15 protein-coding genes are annotated in these 16,495 nt (G+C 67.9%); 3 read left to right on the forward strand and 12 right to left on the reverse strand.

What is annotated here, in order from left to right; genetic code table 11:
* Positions 1-118 precede the first annotated feature (118 nt).
* The 3 genes from ACJH6J_RS20750 to ACJH6J_RS20760 form a co-directional block, all read right to left on the reverse strand.
* Positions 119-1,342 (reverse strand): ISL3 family transposase, encoded by a 1,224-nt coding sequence (locus tag ACJH6J_RS20750; protein WP_212806588.1) that lies wholly within the window; start codon positions 1,340-1,342, stop codon positions 119-121.
* A 296-nt stretch (positions 1,343-1,638) separates the two neighbouring features.
* Complete coding sequence (locus ACJH6J_RS20755; protein ID WP_212811962.1) at positions 1,639-2,964, reverse strand: AarF/ABC1/UbiB kinase family protein; 1,326 nt, start codon at positions 2,962-2,964, stop codon at positions 1,639-1,641.
* 43 nt (positions 2,965-3,007) lie between these two features.
* Entirely contained in the window at positions 3,008-4,159 is a 1,152-nt protein-coding gene (locus ACJH6J_RS20760; RefSeq protein WP_406775933.1) for a M24 family metallopeptidase, read from the reverse strand.
* A gap of 52 nt (positions 4,160-4,211) precedes the next feature.
* Between ACJH6J_RS20760 and ACJH6J_RS20765 the strand changes: the two genes are divergently transcribed.
* Complete coding sequence (locus ACJH6J_RS20765; RefSeq protein ID WP_212811963.1) at positions 4,212-5,162, forward strand: 5'-3' exonuclease; 951 nt, start codon at positions 4,212-4,214, stop codon at positions 5,160-5,162.
* A gap of 157 nt (positions 5,163-5,319) precedes the next feature.
* Here the strand turns inward: ACJH6J_RS20765 and ACJH6J_RS20770 are convergent, their stop codons facing one another.
* The gene (locus ACJH6J_RS20770; RefSeq protein ID WP_212811964.1) at positions 5,320-6,063 is read right to left on the reverse strand and encodes a DUF4333 domain-containing protein; all 744 of its coding nucleotides are present in this window, start codon (positions 6,061-6,063) and stop codon (positions 5,320-5,322) included.
* Between the two features lie 142 nt (positions 6,064-6,205).
* On the opposite strand from ACJH6J_RS20770, the gene ACJH6J_RS20775 reads away from it, so the two are divergent.
* A complete protein-coding gene (locus tag ACJH6J_RS20775; protein ID WP_318985930.1) occupies positions 6,206-7,084 on the forward strand; it encodes an MBL fold metallo-hydrolase in 879 nt (292 codons plus the stop codon).
* Positions 7,085-7,095: 11 nt separating this feature from the next.
* Here the strand turns inward: ACJH6J_RS20775 and ACJH6J_RS20780 are convergent, their stop codons facing one another.
* The 7 genes from ACJH6J_RS20780 to ACJH6J_RS20810 form a co-directional block, all read right to left on the reverse strand.
* Positions 7,096-9,885 (reverse strand): RNA helicase, encoded by a 2,790-nt coding sequence (locus tag ACJH6J_RS20780; RefSeq protein ID WP_346415711.1) that lies wholly within the window; start codon positions 9,883-9,885, stop codon positions 7,096-7,098.
* On the reverse strand, positions 9,869-10,756 hold the full coding sequence (tatC, locus tag ACJH6J_RS20785) for a twin-arginine translocase subunit TatC (RefSeq protein WP_244872591.1): 888 nt from the start codon (positions 10,754-10,756) through the stop codon (positions 9,869-9,871). Before tatC ends, ACJH6J_RS20780 begins: the two co-directional genes overlap by 17 nt.
* Before the next feature lie 133 nt (positions 10,757-10,889).
* On the reverse strand, positions 10,890-11,147 hold the full coding sequence (tatA, locus tag ACJH6J_RS20790; RefSeq protein ID WP_020100720.1) for a Sec-independent protein translocase subunit TatA: 258 nt from the start codon (positions 11,145-11,147) through the stop codon (positions 10,890-10,892).
* Between the two features lie 31 nt (positions 11,148-11,178).
* Positions 11,179-12,159, reverse strand: coding sequence for a YafY family protein (locus ACJH6J_RS20795; RefSeq protein ID WP_212811968.1), 981 nt, complete (start codon positions 12,157-12,159; stop codon positions 11,179-11,181).
* Positions 12,156-13,151 carry a YafY family protein gene (locus ACJH6J_RS20800; RefSeq protein WP_212811969.1) on the reverse strand — a complete coding sequence of 332 codons (996 nt, stop codon included), beginning with the start codon at positions 13,149-13,151 and terminating at the stop codon, positions 12,156-12,158. The genes ACJH6J_RS20795 and ACJH6J_RS20800 overlap by 4 nt, the downstream gene beginning before the upstream one ends.
* A 69-nt stretch (positions 13,152-13,220) precedes the next feature.
* Positions 13,221-14,579 carry a Pup--protein ligase gene (gene pafA / locus ACJH6J_RS20805; RefSeq protein ID WP_212811970.1) on the reverse strand — a complete coding sequence of 453 codons (1,359 nt, stop codon included), beginning with the start codon at positions 14,577-14,579 and terminating at the stop codon, positions 13,221-13,223.
* 53 nt (positions 14,580-14,632) lie between these two features.
* Positions 14,633-15,199: a TetR/AcrR family transcriptional regulator gene (locus tag ACJH6J_RS20810; RefSeq protein ID WP_212811971.1), complete on the reverse strand. Its 567-nt coding sequence runs from the start codon at positions 15,197-15,199 to the stop codon at positions 14,633-14,635.
* A 111-nt stretch (positions 15,200-15,310) separates the two neighbouring features.
* On the opposite strand from ACJH6J_RS20810, the gene ACJH6J_RS20815 reads away from it, so the two are divergent.
* Entirely contained in the window at positions 15,311-16,147 is an 837-nt protein-coding gene (locus ACJH6J_RS20815; RefSeq protein ID WP_406804467.1) for an alpha/beta hydrolase, read from the forward strand.
* 70 nt (positions 16,148-16,217) lie between these two features.
* On the opposite strand, the gene ACJH6J_RS20820 is transcribed toward ACJH6J_RS20815, so the two are convergent.
* Entirely contained in the window at positions 16,218-16,424 is a 207-nt protein-coding gene (locus tag ACJH6J_RS20820) for a hypothetical protein (RefSeq protein WP_212811973.1), read from the reverse strand.
* Between the last annotated feature and the right edge of the window lie 71 nt (positions 16,425-16,495).

Consider the following 16,495-nt stretch of genomic DNA (forward strand, 5'->3'; position numbering starts at 1 on the left):
TCCAGACCGGTGTAGTCCAAGGCCGCGAGCCGCGCATGCGCCGCCTCGTAGGCGGCGTACGCCTCCTCGACAGCGGCCGGATCGGTCAATCCCATACATCGAACACTAGTGCTACTCCTCACCTTCTCGTGGGTAGCTGAGGGTGGAGCCCGCCCAGGCAGAGATAGATCATTGAGGTCAGTGTTCGGGCGGAGTGGTGGCCGTAGCCGCGGGCGTTGATGAGTCGGATTTTGGCGTTGATGCCTTCGAGGAGGGCGTTGGAGATGCCGAGTTCCACGGCGGCGATGACGGCGTCGAAGTGTTCCTGTAGTCGTTTGCCGAGTTCGATGAAGGACGGGATACGGCTGCGTTTGGCGGCGGTGATCCAGGCTTTGAGTCGTTGACGGGCGACACCGGGTTCGTGTGGGAGTCGATACAGGTCGCGCAGCTGTTCTTTGAGGGCCCAGGCCCGGCCGACGTGACGGTTCGCGCGGGCGATCTGGTTGACCAGTTCACGTTTGTTGTCGGTGAGTTTGTTTTCGCCGGTGCGCAGCGCCCATCGGGTCTGGCGCCACTGCGCTGAGGTCATGGCGACTTTGTCCGGTCCGCTGGCGGCGGCGGCGAAGACCCGGTCCAATGCCCGGTTGACCCATTGCATGATGTGGAACGGGTCAAAGCAGATGGTGGCTTCCGGTAGGTGGGTTCGGGTGGCTCCGCGGAACGCCTTGCTCACGTCCATGCTCACGGCGGTGATCGTCTCTAGTGTCGAATCAGGTTGTTGTTCATAGAATTTCGATAGCGATTCTTCACTGCGTCCGGGCTGGACTCCGATGACGGTGCCGGTGTCGTGGTCGCCGACGATGGTCAGATATTTGTGCGGGTGGCGGTAGCAGATTTCGTCGACGCCGATCCGGTACAGGTCTGTGAGTCGTCGTTGGTCGAGCAGTTCGTCGACACCGCGGTTGATGATGGCGGTGACCGATTCCCAGCCGCACCGCATGAGCGTGGCCACGGTGGTGCGGTCGGTGCGTTGGGCCAGCCAGAGCACCGTGTCTTCGAAGTCTCGGGTGAATCGGGCACCGGGACGAGCCCACGGCACCTGCTCGGTGACGATGCCGCAGCGTGGGCAGTTCGTGCGGCGGATGTCGTAGACCAGCCACAGTTTCTTGCAGGCCAGATCCACATGGCGCCAGCGCCGGCGCCGGCGGTCATAACCGGCCCGCACACGTTTGCCGCACGGGCAGCGCATCGAGCGGGCTTTAAGGCCGACGGTGACTTCGATATCGCGGTCGCCGATGGTGACATCGGTGACGTTGGCTCCGGGGACCTGAAGTATTCGGTTAAATGCAGTACTGACGCGCACGCGGATCGTTCCTGGCGGTTGAGGTTGGTGTGGTAACCCCGAAACCTAGAGGGACACCGCGTGCGCGTCCTTCAACTCGCCGCCGACACGCTCAAAACCCCAGGCGCACAACCTAAAATAGCCCCTGAACAGCGCAAAGGCGCCCACGAAAACCCGTGGAGCGCCACACTAGTTCGAATCACCGACAAGTTTCCGCAGTTTGGGACGCCTGTGCCGAAAGTGACCAATGAGGTCAAACATCTTGCCCAGCAAGGTGTTCCACCAGCCGCAACGACTCCGGAGTTACCGCGCGATCTTCAGTCCTCGTGAAAGCCGGGCACCCACTTGTCGACGATCTCGGCGTAGTTGATGGTCGCGTCCAGCTGTGCGGCAATCCCGAGTAGACCGCCGAGCACCCGGAACATCATCAGATAGTTGGGCGGCAGATTCAGCTGGCGGCTGGTCTTGAAAGTGGCGGCGAACTGCTCGCTGCGGATGTCCGCGGCGGTGGCGGCGATGCCCTGCAGCCATCTGCGGCTGAAGTGGAAGCTCTCGTGGCGCAACGGCTCGATGTACGGCAGCAGATAAGCGTTGATCTCTTCGTGCGAGACGGTGGCCCCGGCGGGGATGAAGCCTTCCTCGCGCAGATACGCCGTCATCTCCTCCCACTTCTCGTCGCGCGCGAGCCGCAGGATGGGGCCGGTCGCGCGCGGCAGACCGCCTTCGTGAACCGCAACGGCACCGAAGTCCATGACACCGAACCGGCCGTCGTCGAGCAGCATGAAATTGCCGGGATGGGTGTCCACGTGGAGCAGCCCGCAGCGGTACGGAGCACTGATGGTGACCTCCAGCAGCAGGTGCGCGCACCGGTTGCGTTCGTCTTCCGTGCCACCCGCGATGATCTCGGAGAGCTTGCGGCCCTCCATCCATTCGGTGATGACGACCTTCGGTGACGACGCGACGACCGCCGGGACGTAGAACTGCGGGTCCCCCGCGAAGGCCTTGGCGAACGCCCGCTGATAGTCCGCCTCGATGCGGTAGTTCAGTTCCTCCTCGGTGCGCTCGATGAGCTCGTCGATGATGCTCTTGACGTCGGCGCCCGGAACCACCTGCTTGAACAGTGTGGTCAGCATGCGCAGCGTCTTGAGGTCGGCGCGCACGGCCTCATCGGCGCCCGGATACTGCACCTTGACCGCAACGCGGCGGCCGTCGCTCCACACCGCGCTGTGCACCTGCCCGATGCTGGCGGAGGCGACGGGCGTGTCGTCGAACGACTGGAAACGCTCACGCCACTTGGTGCCCAGCTGGGCATCGAGCACGCGGTGCACCTTTTCGGCGGGCAGCGGCGGGGCGTCGCTCTGGAGCTTGGTCAGGGCCTCGCGGTAGGGCTCGGCATACGCCGGCGGGATCGCGGCCTCCATGACCGAAAGTGCTTGCCCCAGCTTCATGGCCGCGCCCTTGAGCTCCCCCAGCACCTGAAAGAGCTGTTCGGCGGCCTTCTCGACGAGCTCGGCGTTGACGTCCTCTTTCGACTTGCCGGCCATGCGCTTGCCGACGCCCAGGACGGCGCGGCCCGCGATCCCGGCAGGAAGGGTTGCCAGCTTGGCGGCACGTCCCGTGCGGCCACGGCGGATTTCAGCCATGGCCTCGATCTTGGCTTTCTTAGCCGATCTTGACAACAGCCCGCTACGAAACCGGGACAACCACCAGATCGTGCGGCCGGTTGTTCATCGACACACAGCCGTCGTCGGTGACGACGACGATGTCCTCGATCCGGGCGCCCCAGTGCCCGGCGAAGTACACACCGGGCTCGACGCTGAACGCCATGCCGGGCTCGAGCGGCAATGCGTTGCCCGCCACGATGTACGGCTCCTCGTGGACCGAAAGGCCGATGCCGTGACCGGTGCGGTGGACGAACACCTCGGCCAGCCCTTCGGCGGCCAGCACGTCGCGGGCCGCGGCGTCGATCTGCTCGGCCGTCATCCCGGGCCGGACCGCGGCCACCGCCGCGGCCTGCGCCCGCTGCAGCACCGAATACTGTTGTGCCACCGCGGGATCGGGCTCGCCGATGCTGTAGGTCCTGGTGCAGTCCGAGTTGTAGCCGGGCTCGACGGGCCCGCCGATGTCGACGACGACGATGTCCCCCACCTGCAATTCACGGTCCGAGCATTCATGGTGCGGGTCGGCACCGTTCGGTCCGGAGCCGACGATGATGAATGCCACCTCCGAATGCCCTTCGGCGACAATCGCTTCGGCGATGTCCGCGGCGACGTCGGCCTCGGTGCGGCCCGGCTTCAGGAATTCGGGCACCCGCGCGTGGACGCGGTCGATGGCTGCGCCCGCCTTCGTCAGGGCGTCGATCTCACTGGCGTCCTTGATCATTCGCAACTGCCGCAGCACGTCGGTGGCGAGTACCGGCACCGCGCCGAGCACCGATGCCAGCGGCAGCAGGTGCAGCGCGGGCATCGCGTCGGTCACCGCGACGGCACTGCCCGGCAGCGCCGCGGCGACCAGCGCGTAGGGGTCGTCGCCGTCGACCCAATCCTGCACCGCCAGGCCCAGTTCCAGGATCGCCGACTCCTTCAGCGACGCCAGTTCCAGCCGCGGCACCACGACCGTCGGCGTCGAACCGTCGGCGGGCACCACGAGTGCCGTCAACCGCTCGAATGTCTGCGCCCGCGACCCCACCAGATACCGGAGGTCGTACCCCGGGGTGATGACGAGTCCCGCCAGGCCGGCGGCCTGGGCGGCCGCGGCGGCCGAGCGCAGACGCGCGGCATAGACGTCGGTGTTGAATCGACCTGCTGTCACATTCCCCGTCACTTCGCTCGCCCGCATAGCAATAGGCTAGTGCGATGCCGACCGACATCCGCGACAGGCGGGCCTGAGCATGAACCAGCCGATCCTCCTGCTCGACGGAGCCAGCATGTGGTTCCGGTCGTACTTCGGGGTGCCGTCCTCGATCACCGCGCCGGACGGCCGCCCCGTCAACGCGGTCCGCGGCTTCATCGACAACATCGCGGCCCTGGTCACCCAGCACCGTCCCGGCCGCCTGGTGGTGTGCCTGGATCTGGATTGGCGGCCGCAGTGGCGCGTCGACCTGATCCCGTCCTACAAGGCGCACCGCGTGCTCGAGGAGAACCCGGACGGCGAGCCCGATATCGAGGAGGTGCCCGACGATCTGACACCCCAGGTCGCCGTGATCATGGAGCTGCTCGACGCTTTCGGCATCGCCACCGCGGGCGCACCAGGTTTCGAGGCGGACGACGTGCTGGGCACGCTGGCGACCCGGGAACAGACCGACCCCGCGATCGTGGTGAGCGGTGACCGCGACCTGCTGCAGCTGGCCAGTGATGACGGACCTGGAATCAGGGTGTTCTATATCGGCCGCGGCCTGGCCAAGGCGGTGCTGTACGGGCCTGCCGAGGTCGCCGGGACCTACGGCGTCCCGCTGGATCGCGCGGGCGCGGCATACGCCGAACTCGCCCTGATGCGCGGCGACGCGTCCGACGGTCTGCCGGGCGTCGCCGGCATCGGCGAGAAGACGGCGGCAACCCTGCTGCAGACCTACGGTTCACTGGCCGCCATCGAGGCGGCCGCCCAGGACCCGACCTCCAAAATGGCTGCGGCGCAACGCAAGAAAATCCTGGCCGCGGCGGACTACATCACGGCCGCGCTGCCCGTCGTCCTCGTCGCGACCGATGCGCCGGTGTCCCTGTCGACGGAGTCCGACGCCCTGCCGCTCGCGGCCCGCGACCCGCAGCGCGTGGCCGACCTGGCCGGAAAGTACGGCATCACCAATTCCATCGCGCGGCTGCAGAAGGCGCTCGACAAGCTGTAATCCGCCGGTTCATGCGACGAGTGTGCCGTCAGATCGCAGATCTGCTCGGTGGGGCGATCCAGCCGCACGCTCGACGGCGTAAACGACTCAGGCCGGAACCCTCGTGTCACATATGACGTAGAGGTTCCGGCCTGGGCCTGGTGAGAGTTGAGTGGAACTACTTCGGGCGGCCGACCTCGTAGGTGCCCTTGTCGTCCTTGAAGGTGACCTTGACGGTGCGCTTGGTGCCGTCGATGTTCACGTCGCAGTCGAACGTCTGCCCGGACTTGACCTCAGGGTCGGTGCCATTGTTGCACTTGACGTCCTTGACGTTCTTGGCGCCGTAGCCGTTGGTCTCGTCGGTCAGAATCTTCTGCACGCCCGACTGCGCGGCGTTGATGTCGAGCTTGGTGGTGACGAAGAAGCCCGGCCACAGGAAACCGAGGACACCGACGACCGCGACGACAACCGCGGCCACGACCCCACCGATGATCATCAGCGTCTTGCTGCTGGCCTTCTTGGCAGCCGGGGCGCCGAACTGCTGGTCGAACTGCTGACCCGCGGCACCCTCACCGAACTGCGGCTGGCCGTACTGACCCGGCTGGCCGTACTGGGGCTGACCGTACTGACCCGGCTGGCCGTACTGCGGCTGACCGTAGGCGCCCTGCTGCGGGTAACCCTGCTGCGGGTAACCGGGGTACTGCTGCTGGGGGTAGCCCGGAACCTGCTGTGCCCCAGGCTGCGCGGCGCCCGGCTGCACCGCCGGGTACTGCTGCTGGTACTGCTCCGGGTTGTAGGCCGGCTGCTGCCCCCACGCCGGGGCGGCAGTGGTCGGCTGCTCGGCGCCGGACGCCGGCTGACCCCAAGCGGGCTGCTGACCTTGCCACTGCTGTGACGGATCAGTTCCCTCTGGACCGCTCATCGTCTCTCCCTCGGTGCTCTACTGCCCGGACGTCATCCGAGCTGCTGGTCAACCACACTACCGGTGTCACCGTTCCTGGATGACCCGCACGCGGGGCGCGTGTCTGGGCATCACCTGGCACGGCCGGCCTTAGTCTCGCGGTATGACGGACCGAATCCGGCTCGGCAACGCCGTCTTGACGCGCGTCGCGGAAACCCAGGTGCAAATCCCCACCACGCTGTGGCCGTCGACACCGCCGGAGGCCTGGCACGCCGAGGCCGAGCTGCTGGCGCCGCGATTCTGGAACCCCGAGACCGACCTGTTCCGGATCGCGATCCAGAGCTGGGTGCTGCAGGTGGACGGGCTGACCATCGTCATCGACACCGGCGCGGGCAATGACCGGCACCGGCCGCACATGCTGCCGCTCGACCACCTCGACACGCCATTCCTCGACAACATGCGGGCCGCGGGCATCGACCCGGCCGACGTCGACGTCGTCCTCAACACGCACCTGCACACCGATCACGTCGGCTGGAACACCCAACTGGTCGACGGCGCCTGGGTGCCCACCTTCCCCAACGCCCGCTACCTGATGCCGGAGGCCGACTACCGGTTCTTCGCGCCCGACAACCCCGAGACCACCGACGAGATGCGAACGGTGTTCGAGGACAGCGTCATCCCGGTGGCCGACCAGACCGTGCAGTTCTCCGGCGACCATCAGCTGAGTGACTCGGTGTGGCTGCGCCCGGCCCCCGGCCACACGCCCGGATCGTCGGTGCTGTGGCTCGATGCCGGCAAGCCGGCGGTGTTCGTCGGCGACCTGACGCACTGTCCGATCCAGATTCCCCGGCCGGATGATCCGTGCGCTTTCGACGTCGACGCGGCCGAGGCGACCGTCACCCGCAAGCGGGTGTTCACCGAGGCATCGCGGCGCCGGGCGGCCGTGGTGCCGGCGCACTACGCCGGCCATGGCGGCGCCACCATCGTGGCGCGCGGCGACCGGTTCATGGTCGACGACTGGCTGGATCTCGGCCTGGCCTGAGGCGCGGCAGGTCACATGGTGTCGATGGCGACGACGCCGCGACGCACGGCCCCGATGGCACGTTTGGCCGTGACCCTCAGCTGCGGCGCCGGCGCAGCGAGCCGCACCTGGTCCAGCAGGTCCAGCACCTGACGGCACCACCGCACGAAATCACCTGCGGGAAGCGCATTTCCGTTGCCGTTGTCGGACATCAACAGCGCCGCGGTCAGGTCGCCATAGGTCGCCCAGCTGTACATCGCCGCGGCGAACCCGGCGTCGGGTTCCCTGCTGAACGGCAACCGGTGCCGGCGCTCGTCGCCCCGGATGTCGGTCCACAACCTGCGGGTCTTGGCCAGTGCCCGTCGCACCTCGTCGGTGACCTGCTCGGAGCCCGGCGGTACCGACGGGCCGTCACCGCGCGATTCGAACAGCACCGCCGAGACGACGGCAGCCAGTTCGGCAGGGTTCAGGTCATCCCACACCCCGCCGCGCAGGCATTCGGCGACCAGAAGGTCACTCTCGCTGTAGATCCGGGCCAGCAGCCGTCCGTCTTCGGTCACCGCCGGCTCGCCTTCGGCGCCTTCGATGAAGCCCCGCTCGCTCAACAGCGACACGATGCGGTCGAAGGTGCGGGCCAGGGAGTTGGTGGCCGCCGCGACCTTCTGCTGGGTCTGGTCGTTGTCGCGTTCGATGCGCAGGTAGCGCTCGGCGGCGCGCACTCTGGCCTCGCGGTCGGGCAGTTGGTGCGCGGGGTGACGGCGCATCTGTTCCCGCAGGCCGGCCAGCTCCGGGTCGATGTCCGGCGTCGCCTCGGCGGATCCGCGACTGCGCCGCACCGACGGCACGTCGAGCGCTTCGGCCGCCGACAGCAGGGCCGACGCCAGGTCACGGCGCACCTTGGGTTGCCGGTGTTCCACCCGCTTGGGCAGCGACATGCTGCCCAGGCGCTGCGACGTCCCCGCGTAGTCGGCCGCGGAAATCCTTCCCGCCCAACGGTGTTCGGTCAGCACCAGCGGGCGGGGATCGTCTGCGTCGTACGCCGGCTCCAGCACCACGGCCAGCCCGCTGCGGCGGCCCAGGCCGATGGCGATGACGTCGCCACGCTTCAGCGCGGCCAGCGCGTCGTTGATGCCCTTGCGCCGCGTCAGGCGACCGGCCCGGGATTGCGCCCGTTCGCGTTCGGTGATGCGCGCCCGCAGCCGGGCGTACTCGAGCACCGACTCCCAGTCGTCCCCCTGCTCGGCTGCGATCTCGGCGAGCATCCGCTCACCGCGCCTGATGCCGCGCACCAGCCCGGTGACCGACCGGTCGGCCTGGTACTGCGCGAACGACTGCTCGAGCAGCCGGTGCGCCGCAGCCGGCGTCATGTGCTGCACCAGGTTGATAGTCATGTTGTACGACGGCGCAAAGGAACTGCGCAGCGGGAACGTTCGGGTCGACGCCAGGCCGGCGACCTGGGCCGGATCGGCCATCTCGTCGGTGGCGTGCCACAGCACCACGGCGTGGCCCTCGACGTCGATGCCGCGGCGCCCGGCGCGGCCGGTCAGCTGCGTGTACTCCCCCGGCGTCAACGGGGCATGCTGCTCGCCGTTGTACTTGACCAGCCGTTCCAGCACCACGGTGCGGGCGGGCATGTTGATGCCCAAAGCCAGTGTCTCCGTGGCGAAGACGGCCTTCACCAGGCCGGCCGTGAACAGCTCCTCGACGGTGTGCCGGAACACCGGCAGCAAGCCGGCGTGGTGGGCAGCCAGGCCGCGCAGCAGGCCTTCGCGCCACTCGTGGTAGTCGAGCACCGCCAGATCGGACTCGGCCAGATCGGCGCAGCGCCGGTCGACGATCTCGGCGATCCGCTCGCGCTCGGCCTTGTTGGTCAGCCGCACCGCGGACCGCAGACACTGTTTGACCGCGGCGTCGCACCCGGCGCGGGAGAACACGAACGTGATGGCCGGCAGCAGGCCGGCCTGGTCGAGCGTGCCGATGACGTCGGGACGGCTCGGTGGCCGGTACATGGCAGGCCGGCCCCGGTGCCCGTCGCGGCCGCGCCCGCGGGGCTGCCAGTCCATCAGCCGGTCCGCCTCGCGGCGATGCGCGATGTGCCGCAACAACTCCGGGTCGACGCGCGCCTTGCCCTTGGCTCCCGATGTCCCCTTCGACAGGTCGAACAGATCGAACAGCCGCTTGCCGACGAGCATGTGCTGCCACAGCGGCACCGGGCGGTGTTCGTCGACGACGACGGTCGTGTCACCGCGAACCGTCTGAATCCAGCCGCCGAACTCCTCGGCGTTGCTCACGGTCGCCGACAGGCTGACCAGCCGGACCTCGTCGGGCAGGTGCAGGATCACTTCCTCCCACACCGCGCCGCGCATGCGGTCGGCCAGGAAGTGGACCTCGTCCATCACGACGTACGCCAGGCCGTGCAGCGCGTGCGAATCGGCGTACAGCATGTTGCGCAGCACTTCGGTGGTCATCACGACGATGTCGGCGTCACCGTTGATCGCCTGGTCACCGGTGAGCAGGCCGATACGTTCGGCGCCGTAGCGGGCCACGAGATCGTTGTGCTTCTGGTTGCTCAGCGCCTTGATCGGGGTGGTGTAGAAGCACTTGCGCCCGGCCGCCAGCGCCAGATGTACCGCGAATTCGCCGACGACGGTCTTGCCGGCGCCGGTCGGGGCGCACACCAGGACGCCGCGCCCGTTCTCGAGCGCCACGCAGGCCTCGGTCTGGAACGGGTCAAGCGTGAACGACAGACCGGCGGCGAAGTCGCGGAGCTGTGGCCCCGGTTCGGCCGGAGTCACGTCCTGCGGGTCAGGTGGCGTCGTCATCGATGGTCAGCCGGGTCGGGGTGGGCACGGCAGCCGGCGCATCGATGGGCTCGACCGACCCGATCGGGGCGGCCTCGTCGTCGGGAACGGCCTGGGCTTCGAGCTCGGCCTCGCGCCGGGCCTTGCGCCGGTCGTGCAGCCGCGCCACCTGGATCGACATCTCCAGCAGCACGGTGAGCGCGAGCGACAGTGCCAGCATCGAGAACGGATCGGAGCCGGGCGTCACGAACGCCGCGAACACGAACAGGCCGAAGATCAGCCCGCGGCGCCAGGCCTTGAGCTTCTCGTAGGTGAGCACCCCGACCAGGTTCAGCATGATGATCAGCAGCGGGAACTCGAAGCTGATGCCGAACACGATCAGCAGGTTGATCAGGAAGCCGAAGTACTGCTCACCGGACAGCGCGGTGATCTGTACGTCGCTGCCGACGGTCAACAGGAACGACAGGGCCGTGGACAGCACCACGTAGGCCAAGATCGAACCGGACACGAACAGCAGCGCGCCGACGCCGACGAACAACGACGCGAAGCGCCGTTCCTTCTTGTAGAGGCCCGGGGTGATGAACGCCCAGATCTGGTAGAGCCACACCGGGCAGGCCAGGATGATGCCCGCCGCCATACCGACCTTCAGACGCAGCATGAACTGGTCGAAGGGCGCGGTGGCCAACAGCCGGCACTCCCCGTCCGGCGCAATGGATGCCCGCGACGACGCCGGCAGCGAGCAGTACGGGCCGCGCAGCCAGTCACCGAGGCTGGGGAATCCGAAGAAGCTGTGGCCGTACCAGAGAAAGCCGACGACGGTCGTCAACAGGACCGCGATGACCGCGATCAGCAGCCGGGTCCGGAGCTCCTCGAGGTGATCGACGAGCGACATGGTGCCGTCAGGATTGACCCGCGACCGTCGGCGGCGCGGGTCGAGCTTTCGGAAAATTGCGGTTACTGGCACGTGAGTGTGAAAGACGCCGACCGCCGCGTGCGCTGGGCCCGCGGCGGGATCACGGCAAAGGTCAGGCCGGGTGCTTGTCCGCGGCGTCCGGCGCCGCCTGCGGTGCGGGTGCCGGGTTCTCGACGCGCTCAGCAGTGATGGGACGCGGCGCAGGCTGCTGCTCCGTCGTACCGTCCGACTGCATCTCCTTCAACTCGGACTTGAAGATGCGCATCGACTTACCGAGCGAACGCGCGGCGTCCGGCAGCTTCTTCGCGCCGAAGAGCAGCACGAACACCGCGATGACGATCAACCAGTGCCACGGTTGCAAACCGCCCAATTTGGGTCACCTCCAGAAGTTGAGGCCGAGTCTACTCGCCAGGGCCGGGTTCATACGCCGCCAGCGCCGCTACCGCGGACTCCCGCACGCGGTCGGCGAGTTCGGGCGGGTCCAGCACGCGGACCGCCGAACCGAAACCGAGGACGAACCGGGCCATCCAGTCGGTCGACGCGTAACTCATGGTGGCTTCCCAGCTGCCGTCGGGAATCTCGCGCTGCACCGCCAGCGGGTAGTAGTCGAACATCCACGCCGCGGACTCGTCGATCAGCAGCGTCGCCACCGGGAGTGTCGGGTCCGCGGTCTCCGCGGAGAACAGCGACGTGTCCGGTCCGGCCTGCACCGCGGGTGCCGGCGGCGCGGCGGGTTCGTCCAGCGCGGTGGCGTCGACGACGCGGTCGAAGCGGAACAGCCGCACCCCCTCGGCGGTGCGGCACCACGCCTCGAGGTAGCTGTGGTCACCGATCAGGGCCACCCGGATCGGGTCGACGACGCGCTGCGAGACGGTGTCGTGCGAAGCGGAGTAGTACTCGAGGGACAACGCCCGCTTGTCGCGCACCGCGGCCCGCACCGTCGCCGTCGCCTTGTTCTCGACGTCGCCGGTGACGTCCGGGGCCGGCACCGCCGCGGCCGTCGCGCCGGCGGTCCCGGCAGCGGCCTCGATCTTGGCGATCACGCTGCGCGCCACGTCGGGATCCACCACACCGGGTACGTCGACCAGCGCGCGCAGCGCCATCAGCACACCGGTGGCCTCCGGCGACGTCAGCCGCAGTGCGCGGTCCATGCCCGCGGAAAAGATCACCTCGATGGTGTCGCCCTCGAAGTCGAGGTCGATCAGTTCCCCGGGGCCTCCGCCGGGCAGCCCGCAGACGAACAGCTGCCAGAGGTCGGCTTCCAGCTGCTTGCGTGTCACGCCCAGATCAGCGGCGGCCTTGGTGTGGCTGACCCGCGGATTGGCCTGGAAATACGGGACCATGTTCAACAGCCGCACGAGGCGGGTGGATACGTTGCTCACTTGTGAAGGCTCTCCCCCGCCTGCGCACGCAACCGTCCGATCACGTTGTCCCGCAAAGATTTCGGCTCCAGCGCGACCGCGTCGGCGCCGTAGCCGGCGATCTCCCGGGCCAGCCGGTCGACCATGCCGATGTCGACGACGATCTCGTCGCCGCTGCGCCCGCCGCGCGTGCTGGGTGAGGAGCTGACGGCCTGCCGGCGCAACGCCGTCGCCCGCCCCTCGGCGACCCAGATCCGGGCCTGCTCGCCGGCCGGCCACTCGGAGACCGCACGGTGCACGATGTCCCGCAGGTTGACGCCCTCGGGCCGGGTGACGGCGTGGTCGGGTCCGACGGCGCGCACCTCACCGGCGATGCGCGACACCCGGAAGGTGCGCGCGTCGTTGCGGTCGCGGTCGTGACCGACGACGTACCACCGGCCGCGGTAGGTGACCACGCCCCAGGGCTCGAGGGTGCGGTCGACGTACGGCGAACTCCGATTGGGACGGTGCGCGAACTGCACGGCACGGCCGGAGTCGATGGCCGACAACAGAATTCCCAGGGCCTCCTCGGAACCGCGCAGCCCCTGCGTGGTTCCGGTGGTGATCGCGACGCCCGCGTCGGGCGCGTCGACGTCCACGCCCGCGGCCCGCAGCTTGAGCAGCGCGCTCTGCGTGGCGGTGACCATCTCCTGCGATTCCCACAGCTGGGTGGCGATCGCGACGACGGCGCGCTCGTCGCCCGTCAGCTCGACGGGCGGCAGCTCGTAGGCGGTGCGGTTGATGCGGTAGCCGTCATTGACGTCCATCATCGAGGCGCGCCCGGTCTCCAGTGGGATGCCGAGGTCGCGCAGCTCGTTCTTGTCGCGCTCAAACATCCGGGAGAACGCCTCGTCGGTCGGCGGGTCCTGGTAGCCCGTGACGTTGGCCCGGATCTGCTCTGCGGACAGGTAGCTACGGGTGGACAGGAGCGCAATGACGAGGTTCATCAACCGCTCAACCTTGGACGTCGCCACGTCCAACAGACTAAGTGGTTGCTGTGCGCCACCCGGTTACCGGCGCGCCCGCGGTGACGGACGCGCCCGTCACATGCTGGCGATCAGCCGGTTCACCCGCTCGTCGACCGACCGGAACGGGTCCTTGCAGAGCACCGTGCGTTGCGCCTGGTCGTTGAGCTTCAGGTGCACCCAGTCGACGGTGAAGTCGCGCCCGGCTTCCTGTGCGGCGGTGATGAATTCGCCGCGCAGCTTGGCCCGGGTGGTTTGCGGCGGGGTGTTGACCGCCGCGTCGATCTCCTCGTCGGTGGTGACGCGGGCGGCCAGGCCCTTGCGCTGCAACAGATCGAACACGCCGCGTCCGCGCTTGATGTCGTGGTAGGCCAGGTCCAGCTGCGCGATCTTGGGGTCGGACAGCTCCATGCTGTAGCGATCCTGGTAGCGCTGGAACAACTTCCGCTTGATCACCCAGTCGATCTCGGTGTCGACCTTGGCGAAGTCCTGGCTCTCGACGGCGTCGAGCTGGCGGCCCCACAGGTCGACGACCTGCTCGAGCTGCACGTTGGGCTCGCGGGTCTGCAGGTAATCGACGGCGCGCGAATGGTATTCGCGCTGGATGTCCAGCGCCGAGGCCTGCCGCCCGCCCGCCAGCCGCACGGCGCGCCGGCCGGTCAGGTCATGGCTGACCTCACGGATGGCCCGGATCGGGTTGTCCAGCGAGAAGTCCCGGAACGGCACGCCCGCCTCGATCATCTCCAGCACCAGCGAGGCGCTGCCCACCTTGAGCATGGTGGTGGACTCGCACATGTTGGAGTCGCCGACGATGACGTGCAACCGGCGGTACTTCTCGGCGTCGGCGTGCGGCTCGTCGCGGGTGTTGATGATGGGCCGTGACCTGGTGGTCGCGCTGGAGACACCCTCCCAGATGTGCTCGGCGCGCTGGCTCAGACAGAACGTCGCGGCCTTCGGCGTCTGCAGCACCTTGCCCGCGCCGCAGATCAGCTGGCGGGTGACCAGGAACGGCAACAGCACGTCCGAAATCCGGGAGAACTCCCCGGCCCGCACGATCAGGTAGTTCTCGTGGCAGCCGTAGGAGTTGCCCGCCGAGTCGGTGTTGTTCTTGAACAGGTAGATGTCGCCGCCGATGCCCTCGTCGGCGAGCCGCTGCTCGGCGTCGACCAGCAGATCTTCGAGCACGCGCTCACCCGCGCGATCGTGGGTGACCAGCTGCGCGAGGTTGTCGCATTCGGCGGTCGCGTACTCGGGGTGGCTGCCCACATCGAGGTACAGGCGTGCACCGTTTCGCAAGAAGACGTTGGAACTGCGGCCCCACGACACCACTCGCCGGAACAGATACCGCGCTACCTCGTCAGGGCTGAGCCGGCGGTGACCATGAAAAGTGCAGGTCACGCCAAACTCGGTCTCGATTCCCATGATCCGTCGCTGCACACAATCGAGCTTACGGGTTGGGCATGGGTATTAGGTGGGCAACAGGCCGCGCATCACCGAGAGATACCCGCGGCCTGCCGGGCGGCCCGGACGAAGGCGGTCTGGGTCGAGTCGATTCCGTCGAGGTATCCGCCGACCAGCGCGGCGTCCCGCAGCAGCACGAGCGATGCCGCGACCTGCTCGGCGTCGTCGCAAGCGCCGGCCGCGTCCTGCAGCGCACCGCGAAACCAGTTGCGGTGCCGGGCGATGAGTTGCCGCACCGGACTGTCCGGCGCGGGGTACTCGGCGGCGGCGTTGATGAACGGACAACCGCGGGTGTGGTACCTCGCGATGTCTTCGGCGATGCCGTCGATCACCAGCTCGAGCATGTCGGCATCCGGGCCGGCGGTGGCCGCGGCGTCGCGGAAGTAGCCGCGGATGGTCTCGTCCTCGAGCCCGAGGTACGCCTCGACGAGCCCTTCCTTGCCCTTGAAGTGGCGGTACATGGTGGCGCGCGTGACGCCCGCCGCGGCGAGTATCCGGTCGACGCCGACGGCGTGGATTCCTTCGCGATAGAACAGCTCCGCCGCGACCCGCAGCAGCCGCTCGCGTGGTCGCAGAGCCGCTTCGGCACTGTCCATGACCCCAGCGTACTCGCGAGCTAGAACGTTCTTTCTGATTTCGGGAACACATCCCGCGCGTCGCCGGTTACAGAGGCAGAACGACCGTTCTTTCTACTTTGAGGAGACGCCATGACCATCACCCGGACCGAACAGGCCGACATCGACCGCGCCAACCGCACCGGACGGCAGCCCGTCGTGTTCGTACACGGCCTGTGGCTGCTGCCGAACAGCTGGGACAGCTGGCGGACGTTGTTCGAGGAACAGGGTTTCGTGACCCTCGCCCCCGGTTGGCCCGACGATCCGGCGACAGTGGAGGACGCCCGTCGCAATCCGTCGGTGTTCGCCCGCAAGAGCATCGGTGACATCACGCAGCACTACGTCGACGTCATCGGCGCACTCGACCGCAAGCCGATCGTCATCGGCCACTCGTTCGGCGGATTGATCACCCAGAAGCTGGCGGGCCTCGGCCTGGCCAAGGTCGCGGTCGCGATCGATCCCGCGCCGTTCCGCGGCGTGCTGCCGCTGCCGATCGCGGCCCTGCGCTCGGCGTTCCCCGTCCTCGGCAACCCGCTCAACCGTGACCGCGCGGTCGCCTTGACCCCCAAGCAGTTCCGGTTCGGGTTCGGCAATGCCGTGTCCGAAGAGGAGTCGGCAAAGCTGTACGAGAACTACTCGGTCGCCGGCTCGGGCCTGCCGCTGTTCCAGGCCGCCACCGCCAACTTCCATTCGAGCACCGAGGCCAAGGTCGACACCCGGAATCCGGAACGTGGTCCGCTGCTGATCATCTCGGGCGAGAAGGACCACACCGTGCCGTGGGCCATCGCCAACGCGTCGTACAAGCGGCAGCAGAAGAACCCGAACGTCACCGAGATCGTCGAAATCCCGGGACGCGGCCACTCCCTCGTCATCGACAGTGGGTGGCGCGACGTCGCCGCCACCGCACTGGATTTCGTCCGGCGCTTCTGACACATCCAGAAACGGCTCCGTCCGCCACCCGAGGTGGGTGGCGGACGGAGCCGTGCCGGTTCGGCGGGGATCAGAACGACGTATCCAGGTAGCCGGCGCTCTGGTTGGCCTCGTCATGGTTGGAGAAGTGCTCGCCCAACACGTACGACGAGTGCGGGTCGGTTCCGTTGGGGATCAGCGGATCGGTGTCGGCGCTGGCGATCGGCGCCAGCAGGAGGGCACCGGCAATACCGGCCACGGCCATTGCGGGAGCGATGAACTTGATCGGGTTCTTCATGATCGGTGCGCTTTCTGTCGAAGGGCTCGTCCGCTTTCGGACTGCCTCAATCGTCGGCCCTGACCAGGCAA

It is taken from the genome of Mycobacterium sp. SMC-18 (assembly GCF_045310895.1).
GTDB lineage: Bacteria > Actinomycetota > Actinomycetes > Mycobacteriales > Mycobacteriaceae > Mycobacterium.